Origin of the sequence: Marmoricola sp. OAE513, assembly GCF_040546585.1 — a bacterium.
In the GTDB taxonomy this organism is placed as follows: Bacteria; Actinomycetota; Actinomycetes; order Propionibacteriales; family Nocardioidaceae; genus Marmoricola.
On sequence record NZ_JBEPOC010000001.1, the window covers coordinates 2609730 to 2624254 of the forward strand.

Here is a 14525-nt window from a genome sequence, read left to right on the forward strand (position 1 = left end):
GGTTGGCCTAAGTAAGTCTAGGCTACCCGTGCCTCGGCGGGCAGGGCCGACCGTGTGACGTGCGCCTACCCCAGAGCGCCGGGCCACATCGTCGCGACGGCGTACCGCTTCCCGATCGAGAAGTCGTACTGCACCATCCGGGCGTCGTCGAGCGCCTGGCGCGCGGCCGGCGACAGGTCCTTGCTCGACACCTTGGTGCCGTCCGGCAGCATGATCCGGCCCTGCTCGAGCGCGCTGACCTGACCGTAGAGCGACTGCAGCATCGCGAAGTACGGCGGGACCGGCGCGCCCACCGCTTCGTAGAGGATCGGCAGGAAGTGGTTGGGACTGGTCAGCGGGAGCTGCTTCACGGGGTTCGTGCCGCGGTTGCTCCAGACGAAGAACGGGGTCTGGTACATCGTCCCGCCGGGGTTGTCGCTCTTGACCTTGCCGGAGTAGATGCCGGGTAGGTGGTCACCGTAGAAGATCACCACGGTCTTCTCGTCCGAGGCCTTGAGGTCCTCGAGGAACTCCGCCAGCGCGTCGTCGGTGTGCGCCAGCCCGCGGGCGTAGTTGCCGACCTTCCTGGCGTCCTTGCCACTCAGGCCGGACACCTTCATCGGGTCGTCGTAGGTGTCGTTCATCGGGATGTGGTTCTGCATCGTCACCAGGTTGACCATCAGCGGCTTCTCGGTGGCCTCGATCTGGCGCTCCACCTCGTCGAAGGCCGACTGGTCGGAGATGAAGTCGCTGTGGTCGATCCGGTCGTGCTCCTTCATCGTCGAGTCGTGGATGAAGTCGTCGAAGCCGAAGGTCTTGTAGACCGACTTCCGCTTGTACATGCCGGTCATGTACGGGTGGATGGCGATCGGCTCGTGCCCGTGCGCGGCGAACCAGCCGACCGCTGAGGGGTAGCGGTCCTCGTTGGACACGAGCATCTGGTACGGCGAGTTCATCTGCGGCGCGAACAGCCCCACCGACTGACCGGTGAGCACCTCGAACTCCATGTTCGCGGTCCCGCCGCCGTACAGCTGGGCCATCATCGTGCCGGACGTCGTCTGGTCGAGCAGCGCGCGCGTCTTGGGGATCGGGTCCTCGGCGAGCTCGAAACCCTTCAGCCGGGTCGGGTCGCTGAACGACTCGCTCAGCACGATCACCACGTTGGTGTCGTCCAGGGACCCCGTGCGGGTGGCGTTGATCCGGTCCGCCTCGGCCTGGTACTTCGCCGCCAGGGCGTCCATCGTGGCGCGGCTGTAGCCCTTCGGCTCCGACATCGCCTTCGCGGGCATGTTGTAGAGGAAGCCGCCGATGAACCCGTGGGCGGCGTAGTTGGTGCGCTGGTTCCAGGGGCGCCAGCCCGGCGTGCCGAACTCGTAGATCGACTTCCACGGGTTGCCCGGATGATTGAACGACGCGGTGCTGACCAGGAGCGCTGCCGAGACGACCACGACTCCGAGCCGCAGTGCTGCCGAGCCGACGCGACGACCGGTCGGGACCTCCTTCGACCACAACCGGGGAAGGGCTCGCTCCTCCTTGCGCGACAGGTACGCCGCCCCGCCGACGAGCGCGAGCAGGCTGATGACGACGCCGATGATGAAGGACGGCGAGACCATCGTGGACAGGAAGCCGGGTTCGCGGATGAAGTCGATGTCACTGGGATAGATCGGCTCGAGGCGCAGGTTCAGCTTGATCCGATTCGCCACCGCGATCAGGACGACGAAGGCCCCGAGAACGCCGACGCTGAACACGACGCGGTTGGTGATGGCGACCAGGGCGATGAGCACCAGCCAGACCAGGAAGGTGTCCGCGACGAAGGAGATGGAGAGGAAGTTGTAGCGCCAGAACCGCGGGCCGGAGGTGACCAGCACCGACAGGTCGAGCACGGTGTTGAGGACCACCGCCGCTGCTGCGGAGAACTTGATCGCCCAGAGCAGGTTCGCAACGCGGTTCGGCTGGCCCGCTTCCGGCACTGATCCGGCGGCCTCGGGCTCGGCCACGGCAGTGTCTTCAGACATCGACTCGACTTCCAGGGAGGGCGTTCCGGCTGGTCGAGCCTAGTCGAGACCCCGGCCGGGCAGCCTCAGGCCAGCAGGTCGGTGGCGTCGATGGCCAGCACCAGCGCGCCGATCATCGAGGCGCGGTCGCCGAGCTCGGCAACCAGGACCGGCGTGGTGGACGTGCCGGCCAGGACGTGCCGGCGCAGGCCCAGGCGGGCCGACTCCAGCAACAGCTCGCCGGCGTGCGCCATGTCGCCGCCGACCAGGATCACGTCGGGATTCAGCAGGTTGGTGACCGTGGCCAGACCCCAGCCGAGGTGCAGGCCGGCGTCCTCGAAGACCCGCAGTGCGGAGACGTTGCCCTGCTGGGCGGACTCGATGATCGCGGGCACCCCGGCGCCGGGCATCTGGTCGGCCATCATGGCCAGCGCCGTGCCCGTGGCGGCGTACGCCTCGAGGCAGCCGCGACTGCCGCACCGGCACAGGGGACCCTGCTCGTCGAGGGTCAGGTGGCCGATCTCACCGGAGGTCCCGGCACTTCCGCGGAAGAGCTGGTTGTCGAGGATCAGACCGGCGCCGACACCCGAGGAGACCTTGACGAAGACCACGTTCGCGTGGCCGCGGCCGTGGCCGTGGCGGTGCTCGGCGAGCGCTCCGAGGTTGGCGTCGTTCTCGATGAGCACGTCGACACCCAGGACCGCCGAGGCGGCGTCGCGCGCGTTCAGCCCCACCCAGCCGGGCAGGATCGCCGAGCTCATCACCACGTTGTTCGACAGCGGCGCGGGCAGACCCATCCCGATGTTGCGGACGTCGGAGAGGTCGGCGCCGAGCTCGGCGAGCAGCGCGGTGAGCATCTCCTTCGCGACGGCGAGGCCCTCGGTGTGGGCATGGCCGATGGTCAGCCGCTGGCGCGACTCGGCGACCACCTCGCCGGACATCTCGCTGATCGCGACCGAGACGTGGCTGTGCCCGAAGTCGACCCCGGCGACGAGTCCGGCGCCCCGGGCCAGTCGGACCGAGGTGCCGCGGCGTCCGGATCCGGCGACGGTGTCGACGACCTGCGAGGCCGCGAGCTCACGCACGATCGTAGAGACGGTTCCGGCGGCGAGACCGGTCTCGCGGGTGATGTCGGCCTGCGTCGCGGGCTCGGTGCCGCGGTCGAGGAGGACTGCCAGCACCCGGCGCTGGTTCGCGACCTTGAGCGATCCCGTGGATCCCGGGGCAGCCCGGGTGGCGGAATCGGAAGACATGGGTGAACTGTGCTGCAACGGGTATGTAGCCGTCAAGAGATGTGTGCTAGCGCGTATGAAAACGCTGATGAAACGATTTGCGTTCAACTATTGACGACTACGTTGTGACCCAGCACACTTCGAAGTGCCGTACGGGCGCCTGGCTCCTCGCTCTCCGCCCTCACCCCCGCCTCCAGGAGGAAACCCGTGTCATCACTCATCCGCCGCGTCGCCGTCACCGGCTTCGCGATCGCACTCGGCACCGCCGGACTGGCCGCGTGCGGCAGCCCGAACGACTCCGAGGGTTCCAGCAAGGACTCCAAGGTCATCGCGCTGCTGCTGCCGGAGTCGAAGACGACCCGCTACGAGTCCTTCGACCGCCCGATCTTCGAGAAGAAGGTCAAGGAGCTGTGCAGCGACTGCTCGGTGAAGTACTACAACGCTGACCAGGACGCCGCGAAGCAGGCGCAGCAGGTCGACACCGCGATCAACGCGGGTGCCAAGGTCGTCGTGCTCGACCCGGTCGACGGCAACGGTGCCGGTGGCATGGTGAGCTCGGCTCAGGAGGCCGGCGCGAAGGTCATCGCCTACGACCGCTTCATCAAGGGTGCCGACTACTACATGTCCTTCGACAACGAGACCGTCGGCAAGCTCCAGGCCGAGGCGCTCGAGGAGGCCATGGGCGGCAAGGGCGGCTACCTGCAGCTCAACGGTGCGCCGACCGACCCGAACGCAGCGCAGTTCAAGGCCGGCGCCGAGAGCGTCCTGAAGGCCAGCGGGCTGACGCTGCTGACCAAGTCGTCCTACGACAACCCGGACTGGTCGCCGGACAACGCGCAGAAGTACGTGACCGACCAGCTGAGCAAGATCAGCCCGTCGGACATCAAGGGCGTCTACGCGGCCAACGACGGTCAGGCCGGCGGTGTCATCGCTGCGCTCAAGGGTGCCGGCGTCGCGGCCAACGCGCTGCCGCCGGTCACCGGCCAGGACGCGGAGCTCGCTGCGATCCAGCGGATCCTCGCCGGCGAGCAGTACATGACGATCTTCAAGTCCTACTTCATCGAGGCGGAGAAGGCCGGCGAGGTCGCCGTGGCTCTGGTCAAGGGTGACGACGTCGGTGAGACCACCGACTTCGAGGGCATCAAGTCGTTCATCTTCGACCCGGTCGTGGTGAAGAAGGACAACGTCAAGGAGAACATCGTCGACACCGGTCTCTACCCGGTCGCCGACATCTGCACCGCGGACTACGCCGACGCCTGCAAGGCCGCTGGTCTGTCCTGATGGTTGCTGCTTCATCCGTGGAGACGCCGGTCAGGGACGCTGTTCTGTCCCTGACCGGCGTCAACAAGCGGTTCGGCGCGGTCCAGGCCCTCACCGACGTCCACCTCCAGGTGGCCGCCGGTGAGGTCGTGGCCCTGGTCGGCGACAACGGCGCCGGCAAGTCGACCCTCGTCAAGGTGATCTCCGGTGTCTACACACCCGACTCGGGGGAGATCACCTTCGACGGCAAGCAGGTCGCCCCGCGCGGCCCTGCCCAGGCCCAGGCTCTCGGCATCGCGACCGTGTTCCAGGACCTCGCCCTCTGCGACAACCTCGACGTCGTCGCCAACCTCTTCCTCGGCCAGGAGCACACGGTCGGTCCGTTCATGGACGAGGTCTCCATGGAGAAGGAGTCGTGGCGGTTGCTGCGCTCGCTCTCCGCGAAGATCCCGTCGGTGCGGATCCCGATCGCTGCACTCTCCGGCGGTCAGCGCCAGACCGTGGCCATCGCCCGCAGCCTGGTGGGAGCTCCGAAGGTGGTCATGCTCGACGAGCCGACCGCCGCGCTCGGTGTCGCCCAGACTGCCGAGGTGCTCAACCTGATCGAACGGCTCCGGGACCAGGGTCTCGGCGTCATCCTGATCAGCCACAACATGGCCGACGTGCAGGCCGTCGCCGACCGGATCGTCGTACTCCGGTTGGGGCGCAACGCAGCGGAGTTCCGTACCGAGGAAGTCTCCACCGACCAGCTGGTCGCCGCGATCACCGGTGCCAGCGACAACGTCGTCGCCGAGCGCGCGCACCGGCGTACGGCGGCACCCTCGGGAGGTTCCGATGACTGATCTCCCCGGTACCGAAGAAGCCGGTCCGGCCGTCCCGATCCCCACCGACCTGACCGACGAGCGACTCGTCGGCAGCGGCACGGGTCTGTCCGGCTGGCTCTCGACCTTGAAGAGCCGACTGCGCGGAGGAGACATCGGCAACCTGCCGGTGATCCTCGGGCTGGTCGTCATCGCCCTGGTCTTCTACTCCCAGGAGCCGTCGTTCCTGTCCTCGCGGCAGCTGGTCTCGATCACGCAGTTCGCTGCGCCGGTCGGAATCATCTCGCTCGGCATCGTCCTGGTGCTGCTGCTCGGGGAGATCGACCTCTCGGTCGGATCGATGAGCGGCCTGGCCGCCGCGATCATGACGGTCCAGGTCGTCAACCACGGGCACGGCCTGGTGTTCGGCATGCTGGCCGGGATCCTCGCGGGCGTGGTCGTGGGTGCTTTCTACGCGGTCCTGTACCTCAAGATCGGCGTGCCGAGCTTCGTGATCTCCCTGGCGGGTCTGCTCGGGTTCCAGGGCGTCCTGCTCCAGGTCCTCGGCAAGCAGGGCACGATCAACCTGCCGGACACCTTCTGGCTGGTCGAGTTCGCCCGGACGAAGTTCGTCACGGGGGTGGCGTCGTACCTCCTCGTCGTCGGGATCATCGCGATCTACGTGCTCGCCAACCTGTACGGCATGCAGCGTCGCCGCAAGGCCGGGTTGAGCACCCCGTCGCTGGTCGGTCTGCTGGTCCGTTCGGCGCTGGCGCTGGCCGGTCTGCTCTGGCTGACCTACTACCTCAACATCGACCGCGGGTGGGGCTACCTCTGGTTGCTGTTCGTCGTCCTGGTCGTCGCGATGGATCTGGCACTGCGCAAGACCACCTGGGGTCGGCACGTGTTCGCGGTCGGAGGCAACGAGGAGGCTGCGCGACGATCGGGCATCAAGGTGGGTCGGATCTACCTGAGCGTGTTCGTCCTCTGCTCGACGCTGGCCTCGCTCGGCGGCATGCTGATCGCCGCACAGCTCACCTCGGTGTCCCAGGCCAGCGGCACGACGGACACGAACCTGACGGCGATCGCGGCGGCGGTCATCGGCGGCACGTCGCTGTTCGGCGGCCGGGGTTCGGCGTACGCGGCGATGCTGGGAATCCTGGTGCTCCAGTCGATCCAGTCCGGGCTGAACGTCCTGGGCCTCGGGTCGCCGGTGCGCTTCATGATCACCGGCGGCGTGCTGCTCCTGGCGGTCTCGATCGACTCGGTCGCCCGCAGGGCACGGTCGTCCTCGGGACGCGGCTAGCCACTGGTCCTCTGGTCCGCCGAGCTGATTACGACGCAGCTCGGCGGACCAGAGCTGCGCTCACCCGGTCGCCGAGCTGCGCTCATCCGGTGGCCGAGCTGCGCTCATCCGGTCGTCGAGCTGCGATCCGGTCGTCGAGCCTGCCGAGACGTCAGCGAGCCGCGGGGCGTCCGTACGTCGTGGTGCGCTCGATGACCGGCCGGTCGATGCCGGCGCCGATCTCGACGAGCTCCTCGACGGTCTTGGCGGACCCGTGCTCGGAGCCGGCCATCCGGGAGATGGTCTCTTCCATCAACGTGCCGCCGACGTCGTTCGCGCCGGCGTTCAGCATCGCGCGGGTGCCGTCGGTCCCCAGCTTGACCCAGCTGGTCTGGATGTTGTCGATCCGGCCGTGCAGCAGGATCCGCGCCATCGCGTGCACCGCGAGGTTGTCGCGCAGCGTCGGCCCCGGGCGCGCGACCCCGGCGAGGTAGATCGGCGCGGAGTGGTGCACGAACGGGAGCGGCACGAACTCGGTGAATCCCGGGATGCCGTTCTCGATGTTGGTCTGCTGGATCTTCTTGATCACGTTGAGGTGGGTCACCCAGTGCCGCGGGTTGTCGACGTGGCCGTACATCATCGTCGAGCTCGAGCGGACCCCCACGCGGTGCGCGGTGGAGACGATCTCGATCCAGGTGGCCGTCGGCAGCTTGCCCTTGGTCAGCACCCAGCGCACCTCGTCGTCCAGGATCTCCGCCGCGGTGCCGGGGATGGTGTCGAGGCCGGACTCGCGGGCCTTGATGAGGAAGTCCTCGAACGACAACCCCGTGCGCGAGGAGCCGTTGACGATCTCCATCGGCGAGAACGCGTGCACGTGCATCCCGGGGACGCGCTGCTTCACCGCGGCCGCGATGTCGAAGTACGCCGTCCCCGGCAACTCGGGGTCGATACCGCCCTGCATGCACACCTCGGAGGCGCCGAGTTTCCAGGCCTCCTCGGCCCGGTCGGCGACCTGGTCCAGCGACAGCGAGTACGCGTCGTCGTCGGTACGCCGCTGCGCGAACGCGCAGAACCGGCAGCCGACGTAGCAGACGTTGGTGAAGTTGATGTTCCGGTTCACCACGTAGGTGACCGCGTCGCCGGAGACCTCGCGCCGCAGGGCGTCGGCCAGCTTCACGACCTCGGCGAGCAGGTCGCCCTCGGCGGTCATCAACGTCAGGGCGTGCTCGTCGGAGAGGTTGCCCGGGTCCTTCTCGGCAGCCTTGAGGGCGGCGAGTCCGGCGCCGGTCGTCGAGCTCGGTCCGGTGGTCGTGGTCGGTCCGGTCGTCGAGCCTGCCGAGACGTCCGCCGCCGACGCAGCGACCGAGTCCCAGTCGCCGTACACGTTGGCGAAGTCCGACCGGCGATCGGCGCTGCGACCTTCTCGGTCGACGGCCTCGTGGAGGTCGGTGCGTCCCACGCCCTGACCCACCGCAGCGAACCCGCCGTCAGGCTCCTGCCAGGGCAGGCCCGTCGGGTGGCGGGTGCCGTCGGTGATCTCCGTCGAGACAAGCCCGTCCTCCCCGGCGAGCGCGGCGACGTGCCCGGAGATGCGCGGGTCGATCCAGGGCTCGCCCGCGAGCACGTACTCGGGGTGCGCGGTGAGCCGGGCCTTGAGGGTGAAGCCGGCCGCGGCGGTCACGTCACGCAGCCGCTCCAGCGACGGCCAAGGCCGCTCGGGGTTCACGTGGTCCGGCGTCAACGGCGAGACGCCGCCCCAGTCGTCGACCCCGGCCCCGAGCAGGGCCTTGCACTCCTCCAGGTCGACCAGGTTCGGCGGTGCCTGCACGCGGACTTTGGGGCCGAGCAGGATCCGGGAGACCGCGATCGCGGCGAGGTACTCGTCCAGTGCGAGGTCGTCGGTGTGCCGCATCGCGGTGTCCGGCTTGGCGCGGAAGTTCTGGATGATGACTTCCTGGACGTTGCCGTACTGACGAGCCACCCGGCGCAGCGCGAAGATGGACTCTGCGCGTTCCTCGAGGCTCTCGCCGATGCCGATGAGCAGCCCGGTGGTGAACGGGATCCCCAGGCGGCCGGCGTCCTCGAGCACGCGGAGGCGGACCTCGGGGTCCTTGTCGGGGGAGCCGTAGTGTGCCTCGCCCTTGGTCTCGAAGATCCGTCGGGACGTGGTCTCGAGCATCATCCCCATCGAGGGCGAGACCGGCTTGAGCCGGTTCATCTCCTCCCACGACATCACGCCCGGGTTGAGGTGCGGCAGCAGGCCGGTCTCCTCGAGCACCCGGACCGCCATCGCGCGGCAGTAGGCCAGCGTCGAGTCGTAGCCCTCCTCGTCCAGCCACTCCTGCGCCTCGGGCCAGCGGTCCTCGGGACGGTCGCCCAGGGTGAAGAGCGCCTCGGTGCACCCGAGGGCGGCCCCTTGCCGCGCGATCTCCAGGATCTCGTCGGGCGAGAGGAACATCCCGTGACCCTTGCGGCGCAGCTGGCCCGGCGTCTCGACGAACGTGCAGTAGTGGCACTTGTCCCGGCACAGCTTGGTGACCGGGATGAAGACCTTGGGGGAGTACGTGATCACCCCGGGGCGGCCGGCTCCTTCGAGCCCGGCGTCACGGACCCGCGCCGCGACGGCCGTCAACCGGTCGAGGTCCTCGCCGCGGGCGGTCAGCAGCGCTGTCGCCTCGTCGTGGTCGAGGGCAGCGCTGCGCTCGGCGCGCACGAGCGCGCGACGGACCTGGGCGGCGGTGATGGTCATCGAGATCAGGCTATCCGGCGGGGCAGATCGCGGTGGCAAACTCTCATAGAGTGGTCAACGAGAATTGCATCACCGGATATTCCGGAACCGGTCCTCGAGCTTGCCGAGACGCAGCTCGACAAGCTCGATGACCGATCAGGAGATGAGTTCCTTGAGCTCCGCGATCAGCGCGGTGGTGTCGGCGCCGACGGGGGTGACGTTGAGGCTGGTCACGCCGCTCTCCTCGAACGCCGCGACCCGCTCCTTGATGTACGACGCCGGGCCGACGAAGTTCGCGGCCTCGAGCCACTCGGTCGGGACCAGCGCCTCGGCCTCCTTCTTCTTGCCCGAGAGGTAGAGCTCCTGGATCTCGGCGGCTTCCTTCTCGTAGCCGTAGGCGCAGGCGAGGTCGTTGTAGAAGTTCTTGCCCTTGGCGCCCATGCCACCGACGTACAGGGCGAAGATCGGGCGCGCGAAGTCGAGGAGCGCCTTGGTCTCCGGGCCCTCGCCGATGGCGAGCATGCCGCCGGCGACGATGTTCAGCTTGCCCAGGGACGGGTCGCGCTTCGCCGTGCCGGCGGCGATGGGCTCGCCCATGACCTGGCCGATCTTCTCCGGGTAGTAGAGGTGCGGCAGGAGGCCGTCGGCGATCTCGGCCGACAGCTCGACGTTCTTCGGGCCGAGCGCAGCGATGTAGATCGGGACGCTGTCGCGCTCGGGCTTGGTGAGCAGCTTGAGCGGCTTGCCCAGGCCGGTGACCGCACCCTGCTCCTTGGTCAGCGGCAGGTGGAACTCGCCGTCGGCCGAGAGCGGCTCGCGGCGCATGCCGGCGCGGACGATCTCGACGATCTCGCGGGTGCGGGCCAGCGGCTTGGCGTAGGGAACGCCGTGGAAGCCTTCGATGACCTGGGGGCCGGAAGCGCCGAGGCCGAGGATCGCGCGCCCGCCGGAGACGTTGTCCAGGCCGGCCGCGGTCTGCAGCAGGGCGCCGGGGGTGCGCGAGTAGATGTTCATGATGGCCGAACCGATCTCGACGGTCTCGGTCTTGGCGGCCAGGTAGCCCATCAGGGTGGGCGAGTCGTTGCCGTAGGCCTCGGCCACCCAGACGGTGTCGAGTCCGGCCTTCTCCCAGGAGGTCACCTGGTCGGCGGCGTTCCGCGGGTTGCCGTCGTACATGAGCATGGTGGAGATCTTCATCTGCAGCCTTGTCTGTCGAGAGAGGAGCCGAACTACCGTGACAGTAATGCTGTCACGGTGTCCGCGCCAGGGTCAGGCCGGGTGGCTGACGTCACGCGGGAGGGACATCCGCGGTACGCCACCGAGGCGCTTGGCGAAGCGCACCCGGCCGTCGTACGTCGCGAGCAGCTTCCACAGCGTGTCGTGCGCGGCCCAGGGCAACGGGTCGGTGCCGTTCGACCAGGTCGCACCGAAGGCGATCCAGACCGGGACCCAGGTCGCTGCGTCGTCCCAGGCGCCTCGCCGGCTCTCGACCAGCCGGCGACGCAGCTGGAAGGCCTGGCGGGCGCCGTCCTCGCAGATGGGTGCGGTGCGAACGGGCCACGCCCGCAGGTCCAGGCTCATCAGCTCGAGCTCCAGGTCGGGCAGCGCCTCGGGAGCGACCAGCACGGTCGCCACGTTCTCATGAGGGACGCGTCTCACCTCGGCACGCTAACCCCGGGTCACGAGGGGCGTCCAGGGATCAGGAGTTCCAGGACCTCCAGAGCTCGGCGTACGAGCCGCCGGCAGCGACCAGCTCGTCGTGCGACCCGAGCTCGCTGATCCGACCGTCCTCGACGACCGCGACCCGGTCCGCGTCGTGCGCCGAGAACAGTCGGTGCGCGATCGCGATCACCGTCCGACCCTCGAGCACCGCTGCCAGCGACCGCTCCAGGTGCCGGGCCGCCCGCGGGTCGATCAGGGACGTGGCCTCGTCCAGGACGAGGGTGTGCGGGTCGGCGAGCACCAGGCGGGCGAGCGCGAGCTGCTGAGCCTGTGCGGGGGAGAGCTCGAGGCCACCCGAGCCGACCACGGTCTCCAGGCCGTTGGGCAGCAGGCGGACCCAGTCGCCGGCATCGACCGCGTCGAGGGCGGCCCAGAGCACGGCGTCGCTCGCCGTGGCGTCGACCGCCAGTGCCAGGTTCTGCCGCAGCGTCCCGACGAAGACGTGGTGCTCCTGGGTGACGAGGGCGACGTGGCCGCGCAGGTCGCCTAGGGGCAGCTCGGTCAGGCCGACCTCCCCGACGGTGACGGACCCGGTCCGCGGCGGGTGGATGCCGGCCAGCAGTCGGCCCAGGGTGGACTTGCCGGCCCCGGAGGGGCCCACCATCGCGACCCGCTCGCCGATCCCGACGGACAGGTCGATGCCGTGCAGGACGTCGCGTCCCTCGTCGTAGGCGAACCGGACGTCGGCTGCATCGAGCTTCTCGTCGACCGGAACCCGACCGGTGGCGACCCGGTCGTCAGGGACCTCCGCGACGCCGAGCAGACGGGCGAGTGAGGCGCCGCCGACCTGGAGCTCGTCGAGGATCGAGATCACCCGGTCGACGGGGTCGATCAAGGCCTGCACGTAGAGGGTCGCCGCGGTGACGTCGCCGATGCTCGCGTGCCCGTTGAGGTACATCCAGCCGCCGAGCAGGAGCGTGGCGACGGTCGGGATCAGGTAGGCCGTCTCCACGCTCGGGAAGAACAGGGTGCGCAGCGACAGCGTGTAGCGCTCGGCCCGGTAGGACTCCGCGATGTCGGCGTCGACCTGGTCGATCCGCTGCTGCTGCAGACCGAGCGCCTCGACCGTGCGGGCTCCCTCGACGGTCTCGGTGAGCGAGGCGTTGATGACCGAGTAGGTGCTGCCCTCCCACAGGTACCCGTCCTTCGCGCGGGCCAGGTACCAGCGCAGCGCGATCACCAGCGGCGGTACGCCGAGGAGGCACGGCAGCAGCACCCACCAGCCGACCAGGACGGCGCCGACCAAGGTGATGACGGCCGTGATCACCGCGATCAACCACTCGGGGATCGCCCAGCGCACCGACCAGCCCAGCTGCTCGACGTCGCGGGACGTCCGGGTCAGCAGGTCTCCGCTGCCGGCGCTCTCGACGACGCCGATCGGCAGGTCGAGGGTGTTGTCGACGAAGTCCTCGCGCAGCTCGGCGAGGACCTGCTCGCCGAAGACCTGCGAGCGCAGTCGCGCAAAGCGTGTCAGCACGGTCTGGGCCAGCAGGAACCCGGCGAGCAGCAGCGCGATCTTGTCCACGTGGGCGACGGTGGTCCCGTCGTGCACCGCCTGGACCAGGTCGCCGAGCAGCCGGGGCGCAGCCAGGCCGGCGGCCGCGGCGAGCACGTGCAGGACCAGCGCTGTCGAGATCGCCCGGGGGTGCCGGCGGAAGAGGTCGTGCAGGTAGGCGCGGACGGCTGCCTGGTCCGCGACCGGCAGCGCGTCGTTCTCGTCGAGCTTCGGCGGGGTGACCTTCATCGTCGGGCCACCTCCTCGACCTCTTCCCGGGTCACCACGGCCCGGTACGCCGGGCACGTGGCGAGCAGCTCGCTGTGGCTTCCCTCGGCGACGACGATGCCGTCCTCGAGGAACGCCACGACGTCGGCGCGGCTGAGCAGCAGCGGGCTGGAAGTGGTGACCACCGTGGTGCGTCCGGAGCGGAGGTGGGCGACCCGCTCGGCGACCCGGGCCTCGGTGTGCGCGTCGACGGCCGAGGTCGCCTCGACCAGCAGGAGGATCTCCGGGTCGCGGGCCAGTGCGCGGGCGAGGACCAGGCGCTGGCGCTGGCCTCCGGAGAAGGACCGACCTTTCTCCGTGACGACGGTGTCGAGCCGGTCGGGGAGTGCGTCGAGCACGTCCTCGGTCGCTGCGGCGTGCAGGGCGGCGTCGGTCTGCGGACCGCGCAGCTGGTCGGCGAGGAGGCCGGAGAACAGCACAGCACCGGTGTCGGAGACGACGATGCGCTCGCGCACGACGGACCGGTCCAGGTCGGACAGCGGGACCCCTCCCCAGTGCACGTCGCCCTCCGCGAAGCGACCCAGCCGGTCGACCACGCGCGCCGCGTCCGCCGGGGGCTCGGAGACGAGTGCGACGAAGCGGCCCGGGGCCACGGTGAGGCCGCTGACGACGTCGACGAGCGGGCTGTCCGGGGGTGGAGGGGTCGCCGGCTGGGTCGGGTCGCTGATCTCCGGCTGCAGCGCGAGCACCCGGACGATCCGCTGGGCGGACACGTACGCCCGGATCCACTTGTTCGCCGCCTCCGTCGCCGTACGCAACGGCAGCACCAGGAACGCGGCGTACCCGTAGAAGGCGACCAGCTCGCCGGGACTGATCCGGCCCTGGACCGCGAACCGTGCGCCCAGCCAGACCACGACCACCACGAAGACCCCGGGGAGGAAGACCTGGAGCGCGTCGAGCACCGACTGCAGCCGGGCCACCTGCACGCCGGCCTGACGTACCCGTTGGGACTCCACGGCATACCGGTCGCCGAACGAGCGCTCGCCGCCGATGCCGCGCAGGACGCGAAGGCCGCTGACGATGTCGGTGGCGATGTTGGAGAGGTGCCCCATCATGTCGCGCTGCTCGAGGTTGCGCTTCTGCAGCGGGTTCAGCAGCGGTCCGAGCAGGAGCAGCAGGACCGGGACGCCGAGCAGGACGACGAGACCGAGGGCGGTCGAGGTCTACAGCAGGATCACCGCGACCACGAAGAACGAGACCAGCGCGCCGGCGGTTCGCGCCAGCACGTCCATCGCGTTGCCGATGTGGGACAGGTCGTTGGTGCCGATCGCGACGACCTCGCCGGTGGCGACGCGCTTGGACAGGGTCGCCCCCAGGTGCGTCGCCTGCCGCGTGACCAGCTGGACCACGCGGTAGGCGGCGGTGAGCCAGTTCGTCACGGCGTACCGGTGGCGAAGGATCCCGCTGGAGGACTGCAGCAACCCGATCCCGAACAGGATCGCAGCCCAGCGCCAGAGCTGACCGCTGTCGCGAGCGGTGATGCCCTCGTCGATCGCCTTGCCGATGATCGCCGGGATCACCGCCGAGCAGGTCATCCAGATGATGCCGAAGACCATGCCCATGGCCAGCGTCCACCACTGCCCTCGGAGCATCCATCCCAGGAACCTCCACGGGGTGCGCGCATCCGCATGACCGGGGTGTTCGAGGGGCAGCTGGCGCACCGTCCCTACGTTACGAAACGCCCCGGTATCGGTCGAATGGTTTGTCGACCGGTACCGGGGCGCCGAGGTGGTGCTGGGTGA

11 protein-coding genes and 1 pseudogene are annotated in these 14525 nt (G+C 69.3%); 3 read left to right on the forward strand and 9 right to left on the reverse strand.

Annotation, left to right across the window (positions count from 1 at the left end; all coding sequences use genetic code 11):
* Positions 1-65 precede the first annotated feature (65 nt).
* Positions 66-1994: an LTA synthase family protein gene (locus tag ABIE44_RS13205; RefSeq protein ID WP_209716923.1), complete on the reverse strand. Its 1929-nt coding sequence runs from the start codon at positions 1992-1994 to the stop codon at positions 66-68.
* Positions 1995-2059: 65 nt separating this feature from the next.
* Positions 2060-3226 carry an ROK family transcriptional regulator gene (locus tag ABIE44_RS13210; RefSeq protein WP_209716920.1) on the reverse strand — a complete coding sequence of 389 codons (1167 nt, stop codon included), beginning with the start codon at positions 3224-3226 and terminating at the stop codon, positions 2060-2062.
* Between the two features lie 186 nt (positions 3227-3412).
* Between ABIE44_RS13210 and ABIE44_RS13215 the strand changes: the two genes are divergently transcribed.
* From ABIE44_RS13215 to ABIE44_RS13225, 3 genes are read left to right on the forward strand one after another with little or no spacing between them, the layout of a single operon-like run.
* Complete coding sequence (locus ABIE44_RS13215) at positions 3413-4486, forward strand: substrate-binding domain-containing protein (protein WP_209716918.1); 1074 nt, start codon at positions 3413-3415, stop codon at positions 4484-4486.
* Complete coding sequence (locus tag ABIE44_RS13220; RefSeq protein WP_209716915.1) at positions 4486-5307, forward strand: ATP-binding cassette domain-containing protein; 822 nt, start codon at positions 4486-4488, stop codon at positions 5305-5307. Before ABIE44_RS13215 ends, ABIE44_RS13220 begins: the two co-directional genes overlap by 1 nt.
* The gene (locus ABIE44_RS13225) at positions 5300-6571 is read left to right on the forward strand and encodes a sugar ABC transporter permease (protein ID WP_209716912.1); all 1272 of its coding nucleotides are present in this window, start codon (positions 5300-5302) and stop codon (positions 6569-6571) included. The genes ABIE44_RS13220 and ABIE44_RS13225 overlap by 8 nt, the downstream gene beginning before the upstream one ends.
* A 151-nt stretch (positions 6572-6722) precedes the next feature.
* On the opposite strand, the gene ABIE44_RS13230 is transcribed toward ABIE44_RS13225, so the two are convergent.
* The 7 genes and pseudogenes from ABIE44_RS13230 to ABIE44_RS13260 form a co-directional block, all read right to left on the reverse strand.
* Positions 6723-9299 carry a bifunctional FO biosynthesis protein CofGH gene (locus tag ABIE44_RS13230; protein WP_209716909.1) on the reverse strand — a complete coding sequence of 859 codons (2577 nt, stop codon included), beginning with the start codon at positions 9297-9299 and terminating at the stop codon, positions 6723-6725.
* A gap of 135 nt (positions 9300-9434) precedes the next feature.
* Positions 9435-10475 carry an LLM class F420-dependent oxidoreductase gene (locus tag ABIE44_RS13235; RefSeq protein WP_209716906.1) on the reverse strand — a complete coding sequence of 347 codons (1041 nt, stop codon included), beginning with the start codon at positions 10473-10475 and terminating at the stop codon, positions 9435-9437.
* A gap of 72 nt (positions 10476-10547) precedes the next feature.
* On the reverse strand, positions 10548-10937 hold the full coding sequence (locus tag ABIE44_RS13240; protein ID WP_209716903.1) for a hypothetical protein: 390 nt from the start codon (positions 10935-10937) through the stop codon (positions 10548-10550).
* Positions 10938-10977: 40 nt separating this feature from the next.
* Positions 10978-12744 carry an ABC transporter ATP-binding protein gene (locus tag ABIE44_RS13245; RefSeq protein WP_209716900.1) on the reverse strand — a complete coding sequence of 589 codons (1767 nt, stop codon included), beginning with the start codon at positions 12742-12744 and terminating at the stop codon, positions 10978-10980.
* Positions 12741-13550: an ATP-binding cassette domain-containing protein gene (locus tag ABIE44_RS13250; RefSeq protein ID WP_354438390.1), complete on the reverse strand. Its 810-nt coding sequence runs from the start codon at positions 13548-13550 to the stop codon at positions 12741-12743. Before ABIE44_RS13250 ends, ABIE44_RS13245 begins: the two co-directional genes overlap by 4 nt.
* A gap of 3 nt (positions 13551-13553) precedes the next feature.
* A pseudogene (locus ABIE44_RS13255) lies at positions 13554-13928 on the reverse strand (ABC transporter transmembrane domain-containing protein); the annotation flags it as partial.
* An 18-nt stretch (positions 13929-13946) separates the two neighbouring features.
* Positions 13947-14444, reverse strand: a complete 498-nt coding sequence (locus ABIE44_RS13260) for an ABC transporter ATP-binding protein (protein WP_354438070.1) — start codon at positions 14442-14444, stop codon at positions 13947-13949.
* Positions 14445-14525 lie beyond the last annotated feature (81 nt).

What these genes read in the sequence shown, in the direction of transcription:
- ABIE44_RS13205 (WP_209716923.1), bottom strand. Translation starts at nt 1,994, where the DNA reads ATGTCTGAAGACACTGCCGTGGCCGAGCCCGAGGCCGCCGGATCAGTG.
- ABIE44_RS13225 (WP_209716912.1), top strand. Translation starts at nt 5,300, where the DNA reads ATGACTGATCTCCCCGGTACCGAAGAAGCCGGTCCGGCCGTCCCGATC.
- ABIE44_RS13210 (WP_209716920.1), bottom strand. Translation starts at nt 3,226, where the DNA reads ATGTCTTCCGATTCCGCCACCCGGGCTGCCCCGGGATCCACGGGATCG.
- ABIE44_RS13235 (WP_209716906.1), bottom strand. Translation starts at nt 10,475, where the DNA reads ATGAAGATCTCCACCATGCTCATGTACGACGGCAACCCGCGGAACGCC.
- ABIE44_RS13230 (WP_209716909.1), bottom strand. Translation starts at nt 9,299, where the DNA reads ATGACCATCACCGCCGCCCAGGTCCGTCGCGCGCTCGTGCGCGCCGAG.
- ABIE44_RS13220 (WP_209716915.1), top strand. Translation starts at nt 4,486, where the DNA reads ATGGTTGCTGCTTCATCCGTGGAGACGCCGGTCAGGGACGCTGTTCTG.
- ABIE44_RS13245 (WP_209716900.1), bottom strand. Translation starts at nt 12,744, where the DNA reads ATGAAGGTCACCCCGCCGAAGCTCGACGAGAACGACGCGCTGCCGGTC.